We start from the raw sequence: 18457 nt of genomic DNA, 5'->3' as shown, positions 1-18457 counted from the left end.
CGTCGACCACACTGAACCGCATCGATCAACGATTCCGAGGAGCCACCATGCATCTCGACGGTTCGTGCCAATGCGGCGCCGTGCAGTTCAGCCTGGAGTCCGATTCACCCTACCCCTACATGCACTGCCATTGCTCGATCTGCCGCAAGACCGGTGGCAGCGGCGGCTATGGCATCAATCTTGGCGGCGATGCCCACACGCTGCGCGTGGCCGGACAGCAGCACGTGGCGCATTTCCATGCCGTGATCCGCGAGCCCGGCCAGCGTCCAAAGCGCTCCAAGGGGTACCGGCACTTCTGCAAGCTGTGCGGCAGTCCACTGTGGATGTGGGACCCGCGCTGGCCCGACCTGGTACATCCCTATGCGGGCGCCATCGATACCCCGCTGCCCCGCCCCCCCGATGTGGTGGAAGCCGGGCTCGATTACGTGGCACCGTGGGTCGACGTCCCGCGCGGCAAAGGCCACCGCCACGTGGGCACCTGGCCACACGAATCCCTGCGCGAATGGCACGCGCGGCATGACCTGCTGAAGTAGCGTCGAAGCAGTTGCCAGCGGTCGCCACGGCTGGCGAAGCAGCGCTGACAAAGGTGGCCCGGAAGTGGTCGGACGGCCCCCGACAGGGTCTTGCACCGGCGCTGACATACATCGCGCAAGTGCGCTCCTATGCTCTGATCAAAGGCATCAGGAGACCGCCATGCGCGAATATCGCCAATATCTGATCTATCCGATGGCATCGCTGTTCGCGATCGTGGCGGTAACGCTGCTGGTCGGTTGCGGCGAATCGGCCAAGCTGCCCGACACCGCGGGCATTGGTCCCAACCCGCAACTGCCCGCGCCGCACAAGACGCTGATTCCGACCATCCATGTCGCCCCGGCCGAAGGCTGGAAAGACGGCAAGATGCCCGTGGCCGCCGACGGCATGCGCGTGGCGGCCTTTGCCGACAAGCTGGACCATCCACGCTGGATCTACGTGCTGCCGAATGGCGATGTGCTGGTGGCCGAAACCAACGCGCCGCCCAAGCCCGATGACCACAAGGGTATCCGGGGGTGGGTCATGAAGAAGACGCAGGAGCGCGCCGGTGCAGCTACGCCCAGCGCCAACCGCATCACCCTGCTGCGCGACACCAATGGCGATGGCGTGGCCGATCAGAGATCGATATTTCTTCAAAATCTGCATTCGCCGTTCGGCATGGTGCTGGTGGGCAATGACTTCTACGTGGCCGATACCGATGCCGTACTGCGCTTCCCGTACACGCCGGGCCAGACCAGCATCACCGCGCCGGGGCAGAAGCTGGTGGACCTGCCGGCCGGCCCGATCAACCATCACTGGACCAAGAACATCATCGCCAGCCCCGACGGCAGCAAGCTCTATGTCACGGTGGGATCGAACAGCAACGTCGGCGAGAACGGCATCGACAAGGAAGCCGGCCGCGCCGCCATCTGGGAGGTCGATCGACAGACGGGGCAACATCGCATTTTCGCCAGCGGCTTGCGCAATCCAAACGGCATGGCGTGGGAGCCGACCACCAAGGCGCTGTGGACATCGGTCAATGAGCGCGACGAAATCGGCAGCGACCTGGTGCCCGACTACATCACGTCCGTGCGCGACGGCGGATTCTATGGATGGCCGTTCAGCTACTACGGCCAGCATGTGGACGACCGCGTGAAACCGCCCGCCCCGGACATGGTCGCCAAGGCCATCGTGCCCGATTACGCGGTGGGCGCGCATACGGCGTCGCTGGGCATGACCGGCGCATCGGGCAACAGCCTGCTGCCGCAGTTCCACGACGGCATGTTCGTCAGCCAGCATGGATCGTGGAACCGCAAGCCGCGCTCGGGCTACAAGGTCATCTTCGTGCCGTTCGACCACGGCCAGCCACACGGGGCGCCGTTCGACGTGCTGACCGGCTTCCTGGACCAGGACGGCAAGGCACAGGGGCGCCCGGTGGGCGTGGCCGTCGACAAGACTGGGGGGCTGCTGGTTGCCGACGATGTTGGCAACGTGGTCTGGCGCGTGAGCGGGGCCAGGTAGCCATGGGCCCGGCCAATGGCCGCATGGCGGGGAAGCCAGGGGGAAATAGCAGAGGCGCGGGCGGCGCAAACGAAAACCGGCGGCACGATCGCTCGCGCCGCCGGAAGACCATCCGTCATGACAGCCCGATAAAGACGATCAGAAGCGGTGCTGCAAGCCCGCCAGCACGCCGACCTGGTTGTCGGCATAGCCAGCGAAATCCCGCGAGACACTTACGCTTTGACCATTCCGCGCACTGGCATACGCCGCTGACAGGTACGCCAGGGTGCGTTTGGAAAAGCTGTATTGGGCGCGCAGCGCGACCATGATCGGGTCGGCGTTGGTGTCGCCCTTGATGTTCTGCTTGTAGACGGCGCCGTACAGGGCGAAGGCGGGCGTGAAGTCGTACGCGGCGCCTACCCAGTACATGTCGCTCAACTGGTTGGGGGCCGTCGTGGTGAAGGTCTTGCGGTAATTGCGATAGCCCGCGTAGAGCTTCAGCGCGCCAAAGTCATAGTTGGCGCCGGCATTGAGCCCTTGGGCGTAGTCGGTTGGCTGCCCCGCCGCCCCGTTGACGCGATCCCACGCGACCACGGCCGAGAAGCCGCCCGCCGTGTAGCCAATCGCCACATCGGATTTCAACGAGGATTTGAAGCTTCCCGGGTCTTCGCCAAACGCAAGCGTAGTGCCCAGCTTCACGGGCCCGAACTGACCGTCATAGCGCACGACATTTGACGATCGCACGAACATGGGGTCCTGCCGGTCGCCGGAGCCTGTCGAGGCCATGACCCAGGAATAGTTTTGCGCGTAGTCCATGGGGTCGAATGCCGCCATGTAGTCGAACGTCGTGGAGTAGTCCGCGCCCATCCGGATGCTGCCAAGCGTTTCGTGCGCCAGGCCAACCCACGCGCGGCGGTTGAACAGGGGGCGGTTGCCATAGAACTGCCCCGTGTCGGCTTCGAAACCCGACTCCAGCCTGAAGATGGCCGTCAGTCCGTCTCCGAGCGGCTCGGCGCCGCGCAGCCCCCAGCGGGAAATATTCTTGCCGCCCGAGACCAACCCCACCTTCGATTTACCATCGGGACCGGCATTGCTGATGTACTCGACGCCAACGTCGAGCAGCCCATACAGCGTGATGCCGGACTGCGCCTCTGCTGCTGCCGAAACCAGGCCGGTTGCGGCCAGTACCACTACCTTGCGCTTCATTGCGAGACCTCCTTCCACGTTCCTGCTTGGACGTGAAGCACGAGGTCAGGTGCCGCCACAAGGACGCGCTTTCGCATGCCCTTTTGATCCACCGCATGCGCGGCATCGATTCAAGGCATCATGCAGCGCCAAAAACGAAAAACCGGCGGCGCGAGCCCCTCGCACCGCCGGAAGGCCGCCCACCACGGCAGCCTGGAAACAACGATCAGAAGCGGTGCTGCAGGCCTGCCGTCACACCGACCTGATTGTTGGCATAGCCAACGAAATCACGCGAGACACTCACGTTCTGACCGTTGCGCGCCTTGGCATACGCTGCGGACAGGTACGCTGAGGTGCGTTTGGAAAGATTGTATTGGGCGCGCATCGAGATCATGATCGGATCTCCATCCGTGTCGCCCTTGATGTTCTGCTTGTAGACCGCGCCGTACAGCGTGAAAGCCGGCGTGAAGTCATACGCGGCGCCCACCCAGTACATGTCGCTCAGCTGCTTGGCAGCCGTTGTGGTGAACGTCTTGCGGTAATTGCGATAACCGGCGTACACCGACAGCGCGCCAAAGTCGTAGCTGGCGCCGGCGTGGATGCCCTGGATGTAATCGGTGTTGTCGGCCGGCGTGGTGCTGGTGCCCGCGCCCATCTGGCGGTCCCAGGTCACGGCCGCGGCAAATTTGCCGGCGTTGTAGCCCAGGCCCAAATCATATTTCGACGAACTCTTGAAGCTGCCCGGCACTTCGCCGAACGCCATCGTGCCGCCCACCTTTACCGGGCCGAACTGGCCGTCGTAACGCACGATGTTGGTCGAACGCGAGAACATGCCATCCTTGCGGCCGCCCGTGGCCGTCGACGACGTCGCCCACGAGTAGTTCGGCGCATAACCCATCGGGTCGAACGGCAGCATGAAGTCATAGGTCGTGGTGAAGTCACGACCCATGCGGATGCTGCCGAGGTTCTTGTCCTGCAGGCCCACCCAGGCGCGACGGTCGAACAGCGTGTTGTCGGTGTCGAGCTTGCCGGTATCGACGGCGATGCCCGATTCCAGCGTGAAGATGGCCTTCAGGCCGCCGCCCAGGTCTTCGGTGCCGCGCAGGCCCCAGCGCGACGTGTTCTTGCCGCCCGAGGTCATTTTCACCAGCGAGTTGCCGTTGGCGCTGGCATGGTTCACGTACTCGATGCCCGAATCCACCAGGCCATACAGCGTCACGCTCGATTGCGCCGCGGCGCCGCCCGATACCACGCAACCCAACGCGGCCAGGGCCACTGCCTTCCGTTTCATCCTCAGTCTCCTTTGTTGTTCTGGTTCGTCTTGAACGGAGCGGATGGTATGGGGACCTCACTTTCAGTTCGCTTTCGAAGCGCTTGCGATTTTTGCCGTGGGGGATGCACCACGATTGGGAGTTTCCCCATCTAGGCACCGGCACCGCTTACAGGTATCACTCCAGCGCGATATCCGTAGACCCCCTGTTGCCGTAGCCCCCCATGCGTATCCTGCTTGCCGAAGACAACCTCAAACTGGCCGCTTCCCTGACGGAATCCCTGAGCCAGAGCGGATTCACGGTCGACTGCATGCATGACGGCGCCAGCGCCGATCACCTGTTGACCACACAGGACTACGCGCTGGCCATCCTTGACATCGGCATGCCGCGCCTTGACGGCCTGGAAGTGCTGCGCCGCCTGCGCGCCCGCCGTAATCCGCTGCCGGTACTGATCCTGACCGCACATGGATCGGTGGAAGACCGCGTGCGCGGCCTCAACCTGGGCGCCGACGACTACCTGGCAAAGCCCTTCGCGCTGACCGAACTGGAAGCCCGGGCCCGCGCGCTGATCCGGCGCAGCCACGGGCACGACCGCACCGAACTGTCGTGCGGCCCGCTGCACTACGACAGCGTGAGCCGCGCCTTCACGCTCAATGGCGAACTGCTGCAACTGACCGGCCGCGAACGGGCCGTCCTGGAGATTCTGCTATTGCGGGACGGCCGTGCGGTCAACAAGGCCGCCCTGTCCGAGAAGATTTTCGGCATCGATGAGTCCGTCAACGCCGATGCCATCGAGATCTACGTGTACCGCCTGCGCAAGAAGCTGGAAGGCTCCGGCGTCAGCATCGTCACGCTGCGCGGCCTGGGCTATCTGCTCGAAGCGCAGGACAACGCTGCGGCCGTCGGCGCGCACACGCGCACATGAAGACCGGCAGCCTGCGGCTGCAACTGACACTCTGGCTGTTGCTGCCCCTGCTGGTACTGCTGGCGCTCGACGCGTGGCTGACCGACCGCCGCGCCATGGCCGCCGCGCATCAGGCCTTCGACCGCACCCTGGCGGCATCGCTGAAGGCCATGCGCGAGGGCATCAAGCTGCGCGACGGCCGCGTCGAGGTAGAGGTGCCGTACCTGGCCCTGGAAGTCTTCGATGCCGAAGCGGGTTCGCGCGTTTACTACAAGATTCGCGACGAGCACGGCACCACGATCACCGGTTATGACGACCTGCCGATGCCCTCCGGGCCGGTGCGCTCGCTGTACCGCACGCAGTTCTACGATGCCGAGTTCCGTGGTACGCCCGTCCGCATGGCCGCGATGGCCCTGCCGCTGCACGATGTGCGCTCTGCGCGCACCCAGATGGTCTGGGTGCTGGTGGCCGAATCCACCGAGCCACGCGAGCATCTCGCCAACGAGATCCTGATGGGGTCGCTGCTGCAGGAACTGATGCTGGTCAGTCTGGCCCTGGTTATCGTCTGGTTTGGCGTGCGGCGCGGTCTGCGGCCCCTTCAACGCCTGTCCGACACCGTGGCCGCACGCGGGCCCGATGACTTGGCCCCCATCGGCGATGCCACGCTGCCCGTGGAAATCCGGCCGCTCGTGACCGCCGTGAACCAGTATGTGGCGCGTCTGCACCGCATGGTGCAGGGACGCAAGCGCTTCTTTGCCGATGCCGCCCACCAGCTGAAGACCCCGCTGGCGGTGATCCAGGCCGAATCGGAATTGGCGCTGCGCGAAACGGACCTGGCCGGCGTGCGGGGGCATGTGTCGCGACTCAATGGATCGGTCCGGCAGGCGGCGAAGGAAGTGGCGCAATTGCTATCGCTGTCGCGGCTCGAAACCGACAGCGGCTACGCGCCGACGCTGCGTCCGCTGCGTCTGGGCCCGCTTGCACAACAGGTGGCACTGGATTGGGCGCCGCTGGCCCGCCAGCAGGATGTCGATCTGGGTTTCGATGACGGCAGCGACATCGGCGCCGAATTCAATGGCCAGCCGGAACTGCTCCAGGAACTGATCGGCAACCTGATCGACAACGCCGTGCGCTATGCGGGGCCTGGCGCCATCGTGACGGTGCGCGTGGCCGGGCACAGGCTGCTGGTGGAAGACAACGGCCCCGGCGTGGCGCCGTTCGAGCGCGAATCGGTCTTCAAGCGCTTCTATCGCGGCGAAGCCAGCGCCAGCCGCGAAGGCAGCGGCCTGGGCCTGTCCATCGTCCGGGAAATCGCACGACTACATGGCGCCAGCATCACATTGACCGACACGCAGGGCGGCGGGCTGACGGTGGGGGTGGATTTTCCGGGGTGACCGGGTGTTAGCCCTGCTGGGGCCTCGACAAATTGGCGCGGGCGCGCCGCAGGAATTCGACAAATTGCTCGGACTCGGCTTCGGTAAAGCCGTCCAGGGCCAGGCCGGTGACCACATCGCCCACGTGCTGGGCGGCGTCCAGGGCCTGGTCGGCCTTTTCCGTCATGCGCACCATGCGCTCGCGGCGGTCTTCGGGGTTGGGTCGGCGCGCGATCCAGCCGCCCTCTTCCATGCGGTCGAGCAGCCGGCCGGCGGAAATCGGCGCCACTTCCATCAGGTCGGCCAGCGCCGCCTGGTTCATTTCGCCGTGATACGACAGGTAGGCCAGCGCCCGGTACTGGGCACGCGTGAGATCGAGCGTGGAGCGCGACAGGTCGTCGAACCGCTTGCCGGACAAGCGGCCCACGTCCGACACCAGAAAGCCGAAGCGCTTTTCGAGATTCTTTTCCATGCGCGGGATTATAGGGAGTCGCGCGGTTCGGTTTGGTGTCGAAAACCCTGAATCGCACACAACCCCACACACCGTTCCATCGACATATAATAAGCACGCTTATTAATTAGACGCCCCAACTCCCCCCTCGCTCCCCATGTCTTCCGTGGTTTCCGCGCCTGCCGCAGCAGCCGGCCAGCCGATCAACCGGCCCATGATCACGTTGTCGATCATGCTTGCCACGCTGATCCAGACCCTCGACAGCACCATCGCCAACGTGGCGCTGCCGCATATGCAGGGCACGCTGTCGGCCTCGCAGGACGAAATCACCTGGGTGCTGACCTCGTACATCGTGGCCGCCGCCATCGCCACGCCGCTGACCGGCTGGCTGTCTGACCAACTGGGCGTCAAACGGCTGCTGGCGATATCGATTGGCGGTTTTACGATTGCTTCAGCCCTCTGCGGCATGGCCGATTCGTTGACGCAGATCGTGGCCGCCCGGCTGCTGCAGGGCATCTTTGGCGCCGCGCTGGTGCCGCTGTCTCAATCGATCCTGCTCGATATCAACCCACCGTCGCGCCAGGGGCAGGCCATGGCCGTATGGGGCATGGGCGTGATGGTCGGGCCGATCCTGGGTCCGACGCTGGGCGGCTGGCTGACCGACAGTTACAACTGGCGCTGGGTGTTCTTTATCAATGTGCCGATCGGCGCTTTTGCGCTATTTGGCGTGCTGAGCACACTGCCCGATCGGGCGCCCACCCGCAGCATGCGCTTCGACGCCTTCGGCTTTGCCACGCTGAGCCTGGCAATTGGCGCGCTGCAGGCCATGCTGGACCGTGGCGAGCAACTCGACTGGTTCAGCTCGCTGGAAATCCGCATCGAGGCACTGGTCTGCATCGTCGCCTTTGCCTATTTCGTGGTGCATACGGCCACGGCAGGGTCGCGGTCGTTCTTCCGCTCGGCGCTGCTCAAGGACCGGAATTTCGTCACCGGCGCGTGCTTTATCTTCGTGATCGGCGCGGTGATGTACGCCACCCGCGCGTTGCTGCCGCCGATGCTGCAGAACCTGATGGGCTACCCGGTTGCCACCACGGGTCTGGTCACCGCGCCGTCGGGCATCGGCACCATGGTCGCGATGATGCTGGCCGGCCGCCTGCTGCGCCGCGTGGATGCCCGGCTGCTGTTGCTGGCGGGCTTCCTGGTGTCGGCATTCGCGCTCTGGCAGATGATGGGCTACACGATCGTGCTGTCGGTCTCGGACATCGTCTGGCCCGGCGTGATCCAGGGCTTTGGCCTGGGGCTGGTGTTCGTGCCGCTGTCCGCGCTGACCTTTTCCACATTGGAACCCGCCCTGCGGGCCGATGGCACGGCCACCTACAGCCTGATGCGCAATATCGGCAGCAGCATCGGCATTTCGCTGATCCAGACGTTGATGACGCGCAATTCGCAGATTGCACACAGCGACCTGGTGGCGCACGTCAATCCCTACAACCCGGCCCTGCAGTCGATGCTGTTGCACGGCTCGCGCGTCGACATCGCGCTGCTGAACCAGACCATCAACCAGCAGGCGGCCATGATTGCCTACCTGAACGACTTCAAGGCGATGTTCATCGCCACGCTGGTGGTGGTGCCGCTGATCCTGCTGATCCGGCCCGGCCGCAAGCCTGCCGATGACGACAACCTTGCCCACGCCGCCATGGATTGAGCTAAGCTGGTCGCCAACCCGGGCCCCGAAGCTGGCCCAACACTGACCCTGAACCTGGCCCTGTCCCTGGAGCGGCAATGCCGACCTACGACTACCGTTGCCCCACCTGCGGCGACTTCTCTGAACTGCGTCCGATAGCCCGTCGCGATGACCCCGCCATCTGCCCCGACTGCGGCCAGAGCGCCGCGCGCGCTTTGGTGGCCGCCCCCGGCCTGGCCGGCGGCAGCACGGACGGCGGCGCGAGCCATGGCGCATCGTGCGCCTGCTGCGGCCCGGTCAAGCTGGCCGGGCGTGCCAGCGGCGGCGGGTGGAGCCGCTGAGACCCATCTGCAAATTCCTCCGGGCAAAGACGAAAGCAATCCCCCAATTAGGCAAAGCCAATTGGGAATAATTCTCAACAACGTCCTAGAATGCAGCATGGGGGTCACCCGGCCCCACGTGATCGGACCCCGACACCATGCCGCCACCACCTGTAGACACCGCCACCCTGCCCGCAGCGCAGCCGCCGCAGCGATCGCGCCTGGCTTTCCTGGGCGCCGGCGCGCTGGTGGCCGTGGGGTACATGGACCCTGGCAACTGGGCCACGGCCATTGCGGGCGGCGCCAGGTACGGCTACAGCCTGCTCATCGTGATTGCATTGTCGAGCCTGGTGGCGATGCTGCTGCAATGGATTGCCGCGCGTGTAGGGGTGGTCACCGGCCGGGATCTGGCGCAGCTGTGCCGTGATCGCTTTCCGCGGCGCGTCACCATTGGCCTGTGGGTTGCCAGCGAGATCGCGATCATTGCGTGCGATGTGGCCGAGGTGGTTGGCAGTGCCGTGGCGCTGCAGTTGCTGTTCCACGTCAAGCTCTGGGTGGGTGTGCTGATTGCCGCCGTGGTGACGCTCGTCATGCTTGCCGTGCAGCGCTATGGACAGCGCACCATGGAAGCCATGGTCGCCGGGCTGATCCTGCTGGTGGCGCTGTGCTTCGTGGCCCAGCTGGCGATGGCCCAGCCAGAGTGGGCCGCCGTGCTGGGCGGCATGGCGCCGTCCGCCGATCTGGTGCGCGATGCGGGCATGCTCTGGCTGGCGGCCGGTATCGTGGGCGCCACGGTGATGCCGCACAACCTTTATCTGCATTCCTCGCTGGTGCGCCGCTTTACGCCGCCACCTGGCAGCCGCGTGGCACGACGCCGGTCTTTCGCCGAAATCCTGCGCGGCATGAGCCTCGATACGTTCGGCTCGCTCGGCTTTGCCTTCCTGATCAATGCGGCGCTGCTGATCCTGGCTGCCTCGGTGTTCCACGCCAACGGGCTGACCAATGTGGAAGACCTGGCGGACGCGCACCGGCTGCTCGCGCCGCTGCTGCATTCCGATCTTGCCAGCCTGCTGTTCGCCGTGGCGCTGCTGGCGTGCGGCCTCAATTCGACGCTGACCGGCACGTTGGCCGGCCAGGCCGTCATGGAGGGATTTCTCGACCTGCATATGTCGCGCTTGCGCCGCGCGCTGCTGACGCGGGCCGTCGCCATCGTGCCTGCGCTGGCCGCTGTCTGGGTGTTTGGCGAGCACGGCTCCGCCAGCCTGCTGGTGGCAAGCCAGGTCGTGCTGAGCCTGACGCTGCCGCTGGCCGTGGTGCCGCTGATCCTGTTTGGTGCCGACCGCCGCCTGATGGGTGCCTGGCGCGTACGCGGCATCCCGCTCGCGCTGGCAGGCGCGTCGGCCGCCGTCATCATCCTGCTCAACGTGGCGCTGCTGTGGCAGACGGCCCTGAGCTAGACGCGGGCCTGCCTGCCCCTACACCGCTTCTGTTTCGCTGATGTCGTCGCGCTCGTTGACCCAGATTCCGCGGCGCGCCAGGATGCTGGCCGGCGCGGCGGGCCGCTGGTAGAGGTAGCCCTGCGCCCAGTCCACTCCCGCTTCGACGATCAGCGCGTGCTGGGCCTCGGTCTCGATCCCTTCGGCGATCACCACCAGATGGAAATGATGCGCCATGCTGACAATGCCGCGCAGCAGCGCCTGCGCGTTGGCGTCCACGTCCTGCGTGAACTGGCGGTCGATTTTCAGGTAGTCGAACGGAAAGCTCTTGATCAGGTCCAGATTGCTGTTGCGTGTGCCGAAGTCGTCCACGGCCAGGCGGATACCGGCCTGGTGCAGCCGGTCGAACGCCTCGCGCGTGGCCCCGCTGTCCGCCAGCAGATGGCGTTCGGTGATTTCCAGCACCAGGCCCGACCCGTCCGGCATGGCCCGCTGCAAGGCATCGAGATCGCCCAGGAAGGTGCGCCGCCGCAAGCTTAGCGGCGCCGCATTGACCGCCACGTGCAGCGGTGCCGACGGACCATAGCGGTTGATGTCCTCCACCACGCGGCGCAGCACGAAATGCGTGATGTCGTCGATCAGCGGCGTCGACTCCACCGTCTCGATATACGACCCGGGCGGAATGCTGCCCCAGCGCGGATGCTGCCAGCGCAGCAGCGCCTCGGCACCCATCCACTGCCGCGAATGCACCTCGACGATGGGCTGGTACACCAGGTGGAATTCGCCACGCTTCAGCGCCTGCCGCACGGCTTGCAGCAACAGCCGGCGCGGCGCCGCCACCAGCAGGAACACGGCCACCACAAGCAGCCCGGCCAGCAGGCCGATGGCGCCATACAGCAGGTCATACTTGCGGTGCATCGCCGTGACGTACTCGAAGGACGCCAGCACGTTGACCTGCATCGGCCATGCCTTCGATAGCGTAGCCTCGCCATCGGTCGCCGCCATCGGCGCAGGCAGATATGTCCCATCGTGATAGATCGACGCCTGCCCCACGGTCAGCACGATCTCCGACGCGCCGAACCCTAGCCCGTGCGACAGCGCATCGGTGACATAGCGCCCTTCGATCAGCAGGAAGCTGCCGCCGTCGGGCTGGCCCGGCTGCGGCAGGAACAACGCCAGCGCCGGCGCATACGCGCGGAACGGCGTGCCCTGCACAAGCATCAGCCGGTGCGCCACGCCCGGATGCGGATCGGCAAAGTAGTAGCTCAGCGGCACATTGACCGGACCTCGCGTGCCCGAGCAATAGATGACTCCCCGCTCGACGATGGCGGCGGTACGGACGTACGGGATGAAGCTGTGCGAGGTGGCGAGCGCCCGGTTGACGTCGGCGCACGGCTTGCCGACGAGCGGCGTCAAGTGCTGGCGGCCCTGCGCCTCGACCGTTTCGGCCACGCGCTCAAGGCTTGCCACGATCTCGGTGCCGATGCGGGCCTCGCGCTGCGTGACCAGATGATCGGCATGCTGCCGGCCAAGCCAGACCGCCACCGCAACAAAGCACAGGCAGGTACACAGCCACCCCAGCAGCGCCAGCGGCGACACATGCCAGCCGCCAAAGCGCTCCTGCCAGAAATTCAAAGCCAAAGTCCCCTCGTTGTCGTCGTGTGCCCGTTTCCGCAGATTGTGAAGCGGACGGGCGTGTGAAAGCTGTCGGCTGCGCGCCTACACGAAGGACGTGACCACGACATTGTGCCGGCTAAACCACCGGCTCGAGCTTGCGGTACTGGTTGTAGTGCCGGATGGCCCGATGTGGGTCGCCGAGCGCCTCGTGCAGCCGCGCGGCGTTGTAATGGGCGTCGGCAAAGTCGGGAGCCAGTTCGATGCACGCGTGATAGCTCTCCAGCGCCTCACGCTTCGCACCGGCATCCTCGAGTGCGACGCCAAGATTGAAATGGATTAACGGTTGATATGGCAGATAACTTAGGGCTGAACGGTACTCGGCGGCCGCTTCGGCCAGGCGGCCCTGGTCGCAGAGCAGGCATCCCAGGTTGAGCCACGCATCAAGGAAATCGGGCGCCTGCGCCAGTGCGTGGCGATACGCGGCTTCGGCATCACCTGGCGCCACGTACTCCAGCGAAACGCCGCGCTCGAACCAGTCGGACGGCCCGGTCTCGTTCTGCGCCGGCGGGTTGGGCGTCTGCCGCGTGGCATGGCGCCGCATCTCGACGACTTCGGCCCCGGTTTGCCGCTTGTCGGCGTCGTCCAGATCCAGCACGAACTGCCCCGATTCCACGTGCCAGCGCCCGCGACGGTCCTGTACGGCGACGTCGCCACCAACCGCCGTCACGCGCAGGCCGGTGGGCGGCCTGCCTTCTTCGCCCAGCCCCTGCAGATGCCGCAGCGACCGCGTGACATGGCGCGTCGGAACGCCCGCCTCGCGCAGCGACTGCGCCGTACGCAGCAACACCACATCCTGGAAGCTGAACCGGTATTCCTGGCGCGCGCCGCGCCGGGGCGCGATTACGCCGGCGGTCATCAATGCCGTGATGACGCTGCGCGAGATGCCCAGCAGCGCCTGCACGTCACGCATCGAATAGGCTTGCATCGCCGCCCCAGGCGCCCTACTTGCGCGCGGCGCGCTTCGGCGCTTCCGCCGGGGCCGCCGTGGCCCGCCGTGCGGTCTTGCGCGCCGGGGCTTCGGGGGCCGCCGCCTTGGCGACGGCAGCCTTGCCGGCCATCTTCGCTGCGGGTTGCCGCTTGTTGTTGCCGATGCTCTTGCGTAATGCCTCCATCAGGTCGATCACCTCGCCGCCGGACGGCGCCGGCGTCTCGGCCGCCACCGTGATCTTCTTGCCGGCGATCTTCTTGTCGATCTGCTCCAGGATGCGCTGCTTTTCCTCGTCCACATAGGCGCTGGCATCGTAGCCATCCACCGCGTTCTGTTCGATCAGCTGCTGGGCCAGCTTGAGTTCGGCGGGCGCCACGTCGGTGCGTTCGACATGCAGGTCGGCCATGTCGCGCACTTCGTCGGCATAGAGCAGCTGCTGCAGTATCAGGCCGTCGTCGCCCACGCGAATCTGCACCATGTATTGCTTACCCTTCCAGGCCCACTTTGCCAGCGCACAGGTGCCGGTTTCGCGCATGGCCTCGGCCAGCAGGTTGTAGGGCTTGCCGCCGCGCTTGTCCGGGCCCAGGTAGTAGGCCTTGTCGTAGTAGATCGGGTCGATGGCGCCCACCGGCATGAACGATACGATATCGATGGTCTGTTCGGCCGCGTCCTCCAGCGCCTTGAGCTCCTCTGGCGTAAAGGTCACATAGCGGTCCTTCTCGAACTCGTAGCCCTTGACCATATCGGCCCGCTCCACCACCACGTCTTCCTTCAGGCAGATGTATTGCTGGCGCAACCGCGACCCGCAACCCTTGTGCAGCAGGTTGAAGCTGATCGCCGACTTGCTCTCGGTGGCCGAGAAGACCTTCACGGGGATGGAAACCAGCCCGAAGCTGATCGACAGCGAAGCAATGGAACGTGCGGCCATGGCGACATCCTCCCGCCCGAAGGAACTGGTCATCGTCCAGCCAGTCTAGTCCGCGAGACACGGGCCCTGCCAGTGAGCAGGACCGGTGTGCGGTGTCAGACGCGTCCTACGCGTCCGCCCGAGGTCAGCCGACCACGGCGGTGACCCATCCGGTCAGTGCGGGCCCGGCGATCACCATCAGCACGCCGGCCAGCACCATGGTCAGGCTCGCCACCACGCCCTCCTCGGTGTGACGCTGGCGTGCCCGCGCAGTGCCGAACCCATGCGCGGCGGCGCCCAGCGATGCGCCCTGCGCCACCGGTGAGCGCAGTTTGAGCAACGCCAGCACGGTATCGCCGACCAGCATGCCCACCAGCCCCGTCATGACCGTGAACAGCGAAACGAGATCGGCCGATCCGCCGGTGTGCGACACCACGGCGACCGCGAACGGCGTGGACACCGAGCGGGCCATCAGGCTGCGCGACACCTCGTTGTTGAAATGGAACGCTTCGGCCAGCAGGCGCGCGCTGACCATTGCCACAAGCATGCCTGCCACCACGCCCAGGGCCAGCGCCAGCCAGTGGCGCCGCACGATGCCGCGGTGCTCGTAGATCGGCACCGCAAAGGCAATCGTGGCGGGGCCCAGCAGCCAGACCATCCAACGCGTATCGGCCACGTAGGCCGCGTATGGGATATCGGCCATCAGCAGCACGGCGATGGACAGCAACGGCACCACGATCGCTGGCGAGTACCAGATCCGCGGATTCCGGCGATACAGCGGCTTGATGGCGAAATAGAGGGCGATGGTCCAGGCCAGGCACAGGAAGGACATCATGGCGTCACTCCGCGTCCGGCCGCCCACGCATGCGCCGGATTTTCCGTTCGAGGCGGCATCCGGCATGCACGGCCAGCGCGGTGGCGGCCATTACCAGGACCGTGCCCACCGCAACGGCGATGGTCAGTTGCACGCCTTCGGAACGGAACAGCGGCAGGTAGTTGACCACGGCCACCACGCAGGGGATGAAGAACAGCACCAGTTCGCCCAGCAGCCAGTCGGCGCCATCCTTGACCCAGCCCACATCGGCCTTGCCTGACAGCAGCAGGCCCAGCACGGCCAGCAGTCCCACCACGCCCGGCGACATCGACCAGCCCAGCGTGCGCGTGAGCCAGTCGGCGGCAAACCAGATGCCAAGCAAGGCGGCTACCTGTGCGGCGGTGCGCACCAGGCGGCGGAAACGGGACGGAGCAGGAAGGCCGCCATCGGCGGCGGGGACAGCGGGGGCGGCAGGCACGGCGGCAGCATCAGTGATGAAAACGCCACCATTATTGGCCGGGTTTCCGCACAACGACAGCCCTAAAATCCGCATCGGTTGTGCAGGAATGCACAGCCGCCAGGTCTGGGCCGCTCGCTCGCCGATTTATGAAGCGCCCGACTGCCCGCGATCGCCCACTGGCTTGTGATCCCCATTCAACAGGCGATTCAGGCCACTGCGTAGCCGTCGCCCAATTGATTTACTGCGGGTGCAAGGGCCAGGTAAAGCGTTCGTTGGCTCTTGCCCGTGAAAATCACCCGCGGCCAGCCGTAACCGCCCGGCGCGTACTCGTGAAAATGCGGGATGCGGAACCAGATACGGCTGTCATGCACGTAATCGTCGTAGAGGACGATGGCCGCCTTGTCGAGCCTGGCCACGGCTTGCGGGTCAGTATGCTGCCGCAGGAAGTCCTCGATGCCGGGCGTGGGCTCCGTCACCAGATCGTCGCCGGAGCGGTAGATCTGCAGGACCGTCGTGCGCAGGATGTTGAAAATGGTGCCGGTGCTGGCCAGCGTGACCGCCTCGGATTCTGCTTGGGGCTGCTCATGTCTGACCGACAATACCGGCTCACGCTGCGGCCGGTGATTGTCCGGGTTCCAGGGATACTCCTGCTTTCGAACCTCCCACCGCTCCAACTGGTCACGATAGAGATGACCGAGCAGCAGGCGCATCTGCTCGGCGCTCTCTCGCAGGTCGCGCTGATCATTGGTCACCATGTCGGCGGCCCCTTCGCCGGGTCGGCATGGCTCGCCCTTGCCGGCCTGCTGTCCATACAATACTTCGCGCCGACGCTGCAACGCCGTCTCGGCCGCTGCCAGTTCGGCGTCAATCTCATGCAGATATAGCGGGTTCTGCCCCGCGTCGGATCGTTCGCCCCGTAGCCGCGCCCTCTCGGCTTTCAGGCGCTGGCACTCGGGGTCCGAGGCTTCAGCCTTGCGGACGTCCGCCTCAAGCTTGCGCGGCGTCTGGGGGTCTTCCTTCGCCGCCTTGAAGAACGCGCGCTCGGTGACATACTGGCCCGTGCGAACCTGCGCGCGCAGGGTGCGCCAGGTCAGCAACTGTCCCATGCCATATTGCAGTGCCTTCTCCACGCTATCCGCCTCGGCAAGGTTGCGCCGCCACGCATTGAAAGCGTTTATCGTGGCGGGGTGGATGGCGAAGTCCTTGGACAGCACAGTGGACTCACGAATCTCATCCTCGAGAATCAGCGGCACCCCTTCGCGCAGCGCCGCGATATACATATCGTGCAGCGGTATCTGGCTGAGCTTGCTACTGTCGCCGTCGCGCGCCTTGCCCTGTTCGCCGGGCGCATAGCCACCGCCCACATCGGAATGCACGCCGGGATAGCCGACCTCGGCGCGGCCCAGCGCGTTTGGATAGACCTGGCCTTCCCGGATCGTATCGAGCGGGAAGCTCATGCGCTGCTCGTGGATCGAATAGAAGTGGGCGCACCGCCTGACCGACGTCGGCACGTCCAGCGCGCCACCACTGGCGAAGTGAAAATGGCCGTCGAATACATCGAGCTTCAGTGCAGCGCGGGTCGAGTCGGGCATGCCGACCGAAGCGACGGTATCGAACAGCCCGAGAAAATTGACGGCATAAGGCAATGCCCGGTGTCCGGCCTGGTCGCTGATCTGGTCATTCCTGCCCCATTTATTGATCAGGTTGTGGACAAAGGCGCGCGCGCACGCCGCGCCTCGCGAAAACCCAAAGGCGTTGATCCAGATCTGCTGGATCGCGCGGCTTTGCGGGCCGTCGTCGATGCGATTGCTGTGTGTGATGCCCAGGATTCGGATCTTGTCCATCAGCCTGGACACGTTGCCGTTGGCTGCGGCATCGCAGATGGCCTTGGCTTCGCTATCGCGAACGAGGGGATTGGTAACATCTCGCGTAATCGCGTAATGCACCGCATTCAGGACCCGCGTCATGCCCCAGACGCAACGCTGACCGAAGCCGTCAGCGAACGCCTTGCCATCCTGTGAGTAATCTGGCTCGCCCAGTTTTGGGAAAGGCGTGCCGACTCCCGGAATGTAGAACCTAAATATCCCCTCGTTCGGCGCATCCCTGGCGACGTTATATAGCCGTGCGACGTTCGTATGGGTTTCGGTGAGCGAATCCCGCCATTTCATGTTGTCTTCGTCGTCGTTGTTGTTCGTGCCGTCGAAGAACAGGCTGATGTGGATGGTCTGACGACATTCGCATCGGGGATCGGCCACCTTGCCTGCGCCCCACTCCCTGGCAGCCTTGCTTTGCGGCAGGCGCCCACCCTCGGGCATCAGTTCCGGCCAGCGTGCGGCATTCATTGAAGGCCTCCCTTGCGATATTTGAGATTCCACTCGTCGTCGCGCACGCCTTGTGCAATCAGGGGATCGTCGTCAGGCGGACGATTGTTCGCGTTGTTGCCGCCGTCGTGATTGCCATCCACGATCATGAGTCGGACGCGGTCGCGAGGCAGGAAGATGGCGATGGCACCTCCGGTGCGTTCGCCGTCGTATTGCGCGATACGTACGTTCTCGGCCTTGTACCAATAGCCCGGGGTCTTGCCGTCTTTCACCTTCTCTACCAGCCAGCGCACCGTGACGCGCAGATCCGGCTGCCATTGGCGTGGATAGGTCAGGCAGCAGGATTCTGCTCCGCCACCGGAGGGGCCTTTGCCTGGTTTTGCAGGCATGACATTCGGCCCGCCGCCACGAACTGGGTCAGGCCCTTCGATATTGATCCTGTGGATGTAATAAGGCGTGTAGTTGAGCGCCTTGACGCCGCCGCTGAGGTATTTGGACGGCCGCTCGTAACCGCGTCCCGCACCAGTACAACCGGCCAGTGTCACTGCCAGGCCAGTCAATATGGCAGGCACGACGCCAAATCGCCGTTTCATGAAAAAAGAGGACAGTGGACGATTGCCCATGGGCGCGGTTCCAGCGAAGGTCAACGAGCCCTTTTTCGACAAGTTTTCCCCAAGGAACGCTCTACCTGGCACTTGCCCCCGCTCGTCGTCGTT

17 protein-coding genes are annotated in these 18457 nt (G+C 65.1%); 7 read left to right on the top strand and 10 right to left on the bottom strand.

What is annotated here, in order from left to right; all coding sequences use genetic code 11:
- Positions 1–47 precede the first annotated feature (47 nt).
- Positions 48–533 (top strand): GFA family protein, encoded by a 486-nt coding sequence (locus A9J21_RS11045; RefSeq protein ID WP_066735608.1) that lies wholly within the window; start codon positions 48–50, stop codon positions 531–533.
- 193 nt (positions 534–726) lie between these two features.
- Entirely contained in the window at positions 727–2031 is a 1305-nt protein-coding gene (locus A9J21_RS11040) for a sorbosone dehydrogenase family protein (RefSeq protein WP_066735606.1), read from the top strand.
- A 138-nt stretch (positions 2032–2169) separates the two neighbouring features.
- Here the strand turns inward: A9J21_RS11040 and A9J21_RS11035 are convergent, their stop codons facing one another.
- Together A9J21_RS11035 and A9J21_RS11030 are read right to left on the bottom strand one after the other, a co-directional pair.
- Positions 2170–3216: a porin gene (locus A9J21_RS11035; protein ID WP_066735466.1), complete on the bottom strand. Its 1047-nt coding sequence runs from the start codon at positions 3214–3216 to the stop codon at positions 2170–2172.
- Between the two features lie 205 nt (positions 3217–3421).
- Complete coding sequence (locus A9J21_RS11030) at positions 3422–4486, bottom strand: porin (RefSeq protein ID WP_066735458.1); 1065 nt, start codon at positions 4484–4486, stop codon at positions 3422–3424.
- Positions 4487–4689: 203 nt separating this feature from the next.
- Here A9J21_RS11030 and A9J21_RS11025 point away from each other — a divergent pair, with 203 nt between their 5' ends.
- The gene (locus A9J21_RS11025) at positions 4690–5391 is read left to right on the top strand and encodes a response regulator (RefSeq protein WP_066735456.1); all 702 of its coding nucleotides are present in this window, start codon (positions 4690–4692) and stop codon (positions 5389–5391) included.
- The gene (locus tag A9J21_RS11020; protein WP_066735453.1) at positions 5388–6764 is read left to right on the top strand and encodes a sensor histidine kinase; all 1377 of its coding nucleotides are present in this window, start codon (positions 5388–5390) and stop codon (positions 6762–6764) included. Before A9J21_RS11025 ends, A9J21_RS11020 begins: the two co-directional genes overlap by 4 nt.
- Positions 6765–6771: 7 nt before the next feature.
- Here A9J21_RS11020 and A9J21_RS11015 read toward each other — a convergent pair whose 3' ends face one another.
- Positions 6772–7215, bottom strand: a complete 444-nt coding sequence (locus tag A9J21_RS11015; RefSeq protein ID WP_066735450.1) for a MarR family winged helix-turn-helix transcriptional regulator — start codon at positions 7213–7215, stop codon at positions 6772–6774.
- Positions 7216–7351: 136 nt separating this feature from the next.
- Between A9J21_RS11015 and A9J21_RS11010 the strand changes: the two genes are divergently transcribed.
- From A9J21_RS11010 to A9J21_RS11000, 3 genes are all read left to right on the top strand, one after another.
- Positions 7352–8899, top strand: coding sequence for a DHA2 family efflux MFS transporter permease subunit (locus A9J21_RS11010; protein ID WP_066735447.1), 1548 nt, complete (start codon positions 7352–7354; stop codon positions 8897–8899).
- A 77-nt stretch (positions 8900–8976) separates the two neighbouring features.
- Positions 8977–9219, top strand: a complete 243-nt coding sequence (locus A9J21_RS11005) for a zinc ribbon domain-containing protein (RefSeq protein WP_066735446.1) — start codon at positions 8977–8979, stop codon at positions 9217–9219.
- 137 nt (positions 9220–9356) lie between these two features.
- Positions 9357–10655: an Nramp family divalent metal transporter gene (locus A9J21_RS11000; RefSeq protein ID WP_066735444.1), complete on the top strand. Its 1299-nt coding sequence runs from the start codon at positions 9357–9359 to the stop codon at positions 10653–10655.
- A gap of 18 nt (positions 10656–10673) precedes the next feature.
- Here the strand turns inward: A9J21_RS11000 and A9J21_RS10995 are convergent, their stop codons facing one another.
- The 7 genes from A9J21_RS10995 to A9J21_RS30870 all read right to left on the bottom strand — a co-directional run bounded on the left by A9J21_RS10995 (position 10674) and on the right by A9J21_RS30870 (position 18334).
- Positions 10674–12269 (bottom strand): EAL domain-containing protein, encoded by a 1596-nt coding sequence (locus tag A9J21_RS10995; RefSeq protein ID WP_066735442.1) that lies wholly within the window; start codon positions 12267–12269, stop codon positions 10674–10676.
- 118 nt (positions 12270–12387) lie between these two features.
- Positions 12388–13236 (bottom strand): tetratricopeptide repeat protein, encoded by an 849-nt coding sequence (locus A9J21_RS10990; RefSeq protein ID WP_066735440.1) that lies wholly within the window; start codon positions 13234–13236, stop codon positions 12388–12390.
- Between the two features lie 16 nt (positions 13237–13252).
- A complete protein-coding gene (locus A9J21_RS10985; protein WP_066735438.1) occupies positions 13253–14167 on the bottom strand; it encodes a Ku protein in 915 nt (304 codons plus the stop codon).
- 124 nt (positions 14168–14291) lie between these two features.
- Complete coding sequence (locus tag A9J21_RS10980) at positions 14292–14981, bottom strand: LrgB family protein (protein WP_066735436.1); 690 nt, start codon at positions 14979–14981, stop codon at positions 14292–14294.
- Positions 14982–14985: 4 nt separating this feature from the next.
- A complete protein-coding gene (locus tag A9J21_RS10975; protein ID WP_066735603.1) occupies positions 14986–15438 on the bottom strand; it encodes a CidA/LrgA family protein in 453 nt (150 codons plus the stop codon).
- Between the two features lie 188 nt (positions 15439–15626).
- The gene (locus A9J21_RS10970; RefSeq protein WP_066735434.1) at positions 15627–17762 is read right to left on the bottom strand and encodes a DUF2235 domain-containing protein; all 2136 of its coding nucleotides are present in this window, start codon (positions 17760–17762) and stop codon (positions 15627–15629) included.
- Positions 17759–18334, bottom strand: a complete 576-nt coding sequence (locus A9J21_RS30870; RefSeq protein ID WP_156545799.1) for a DUF3304 domain-containing protein — start codon at positions 18332–18334, stop codon at positions 17759–17761. The genes A9J21_RS10970 and A9J21_RS30870 overlap by 4 nt, the downstream gene beginning before the upstream one ends.
- Positions 18335–18457: the final 123 nt, after the last annotated feature.

The sequence above is a fragment of the Cupriavidus sp. D384 genome, from assembly GCF_001652915.1.
Classification (GTDB): Bacteria; Pseudomonadota; Gammaproteobacteria; order Burkholderiales; family Burkholderiaceae; genus Cupriavidus.
Note: the sequence above shows the minus strand (reverse complement) of the source record. Positions and strands in the feature narration are given on the sequence as shown.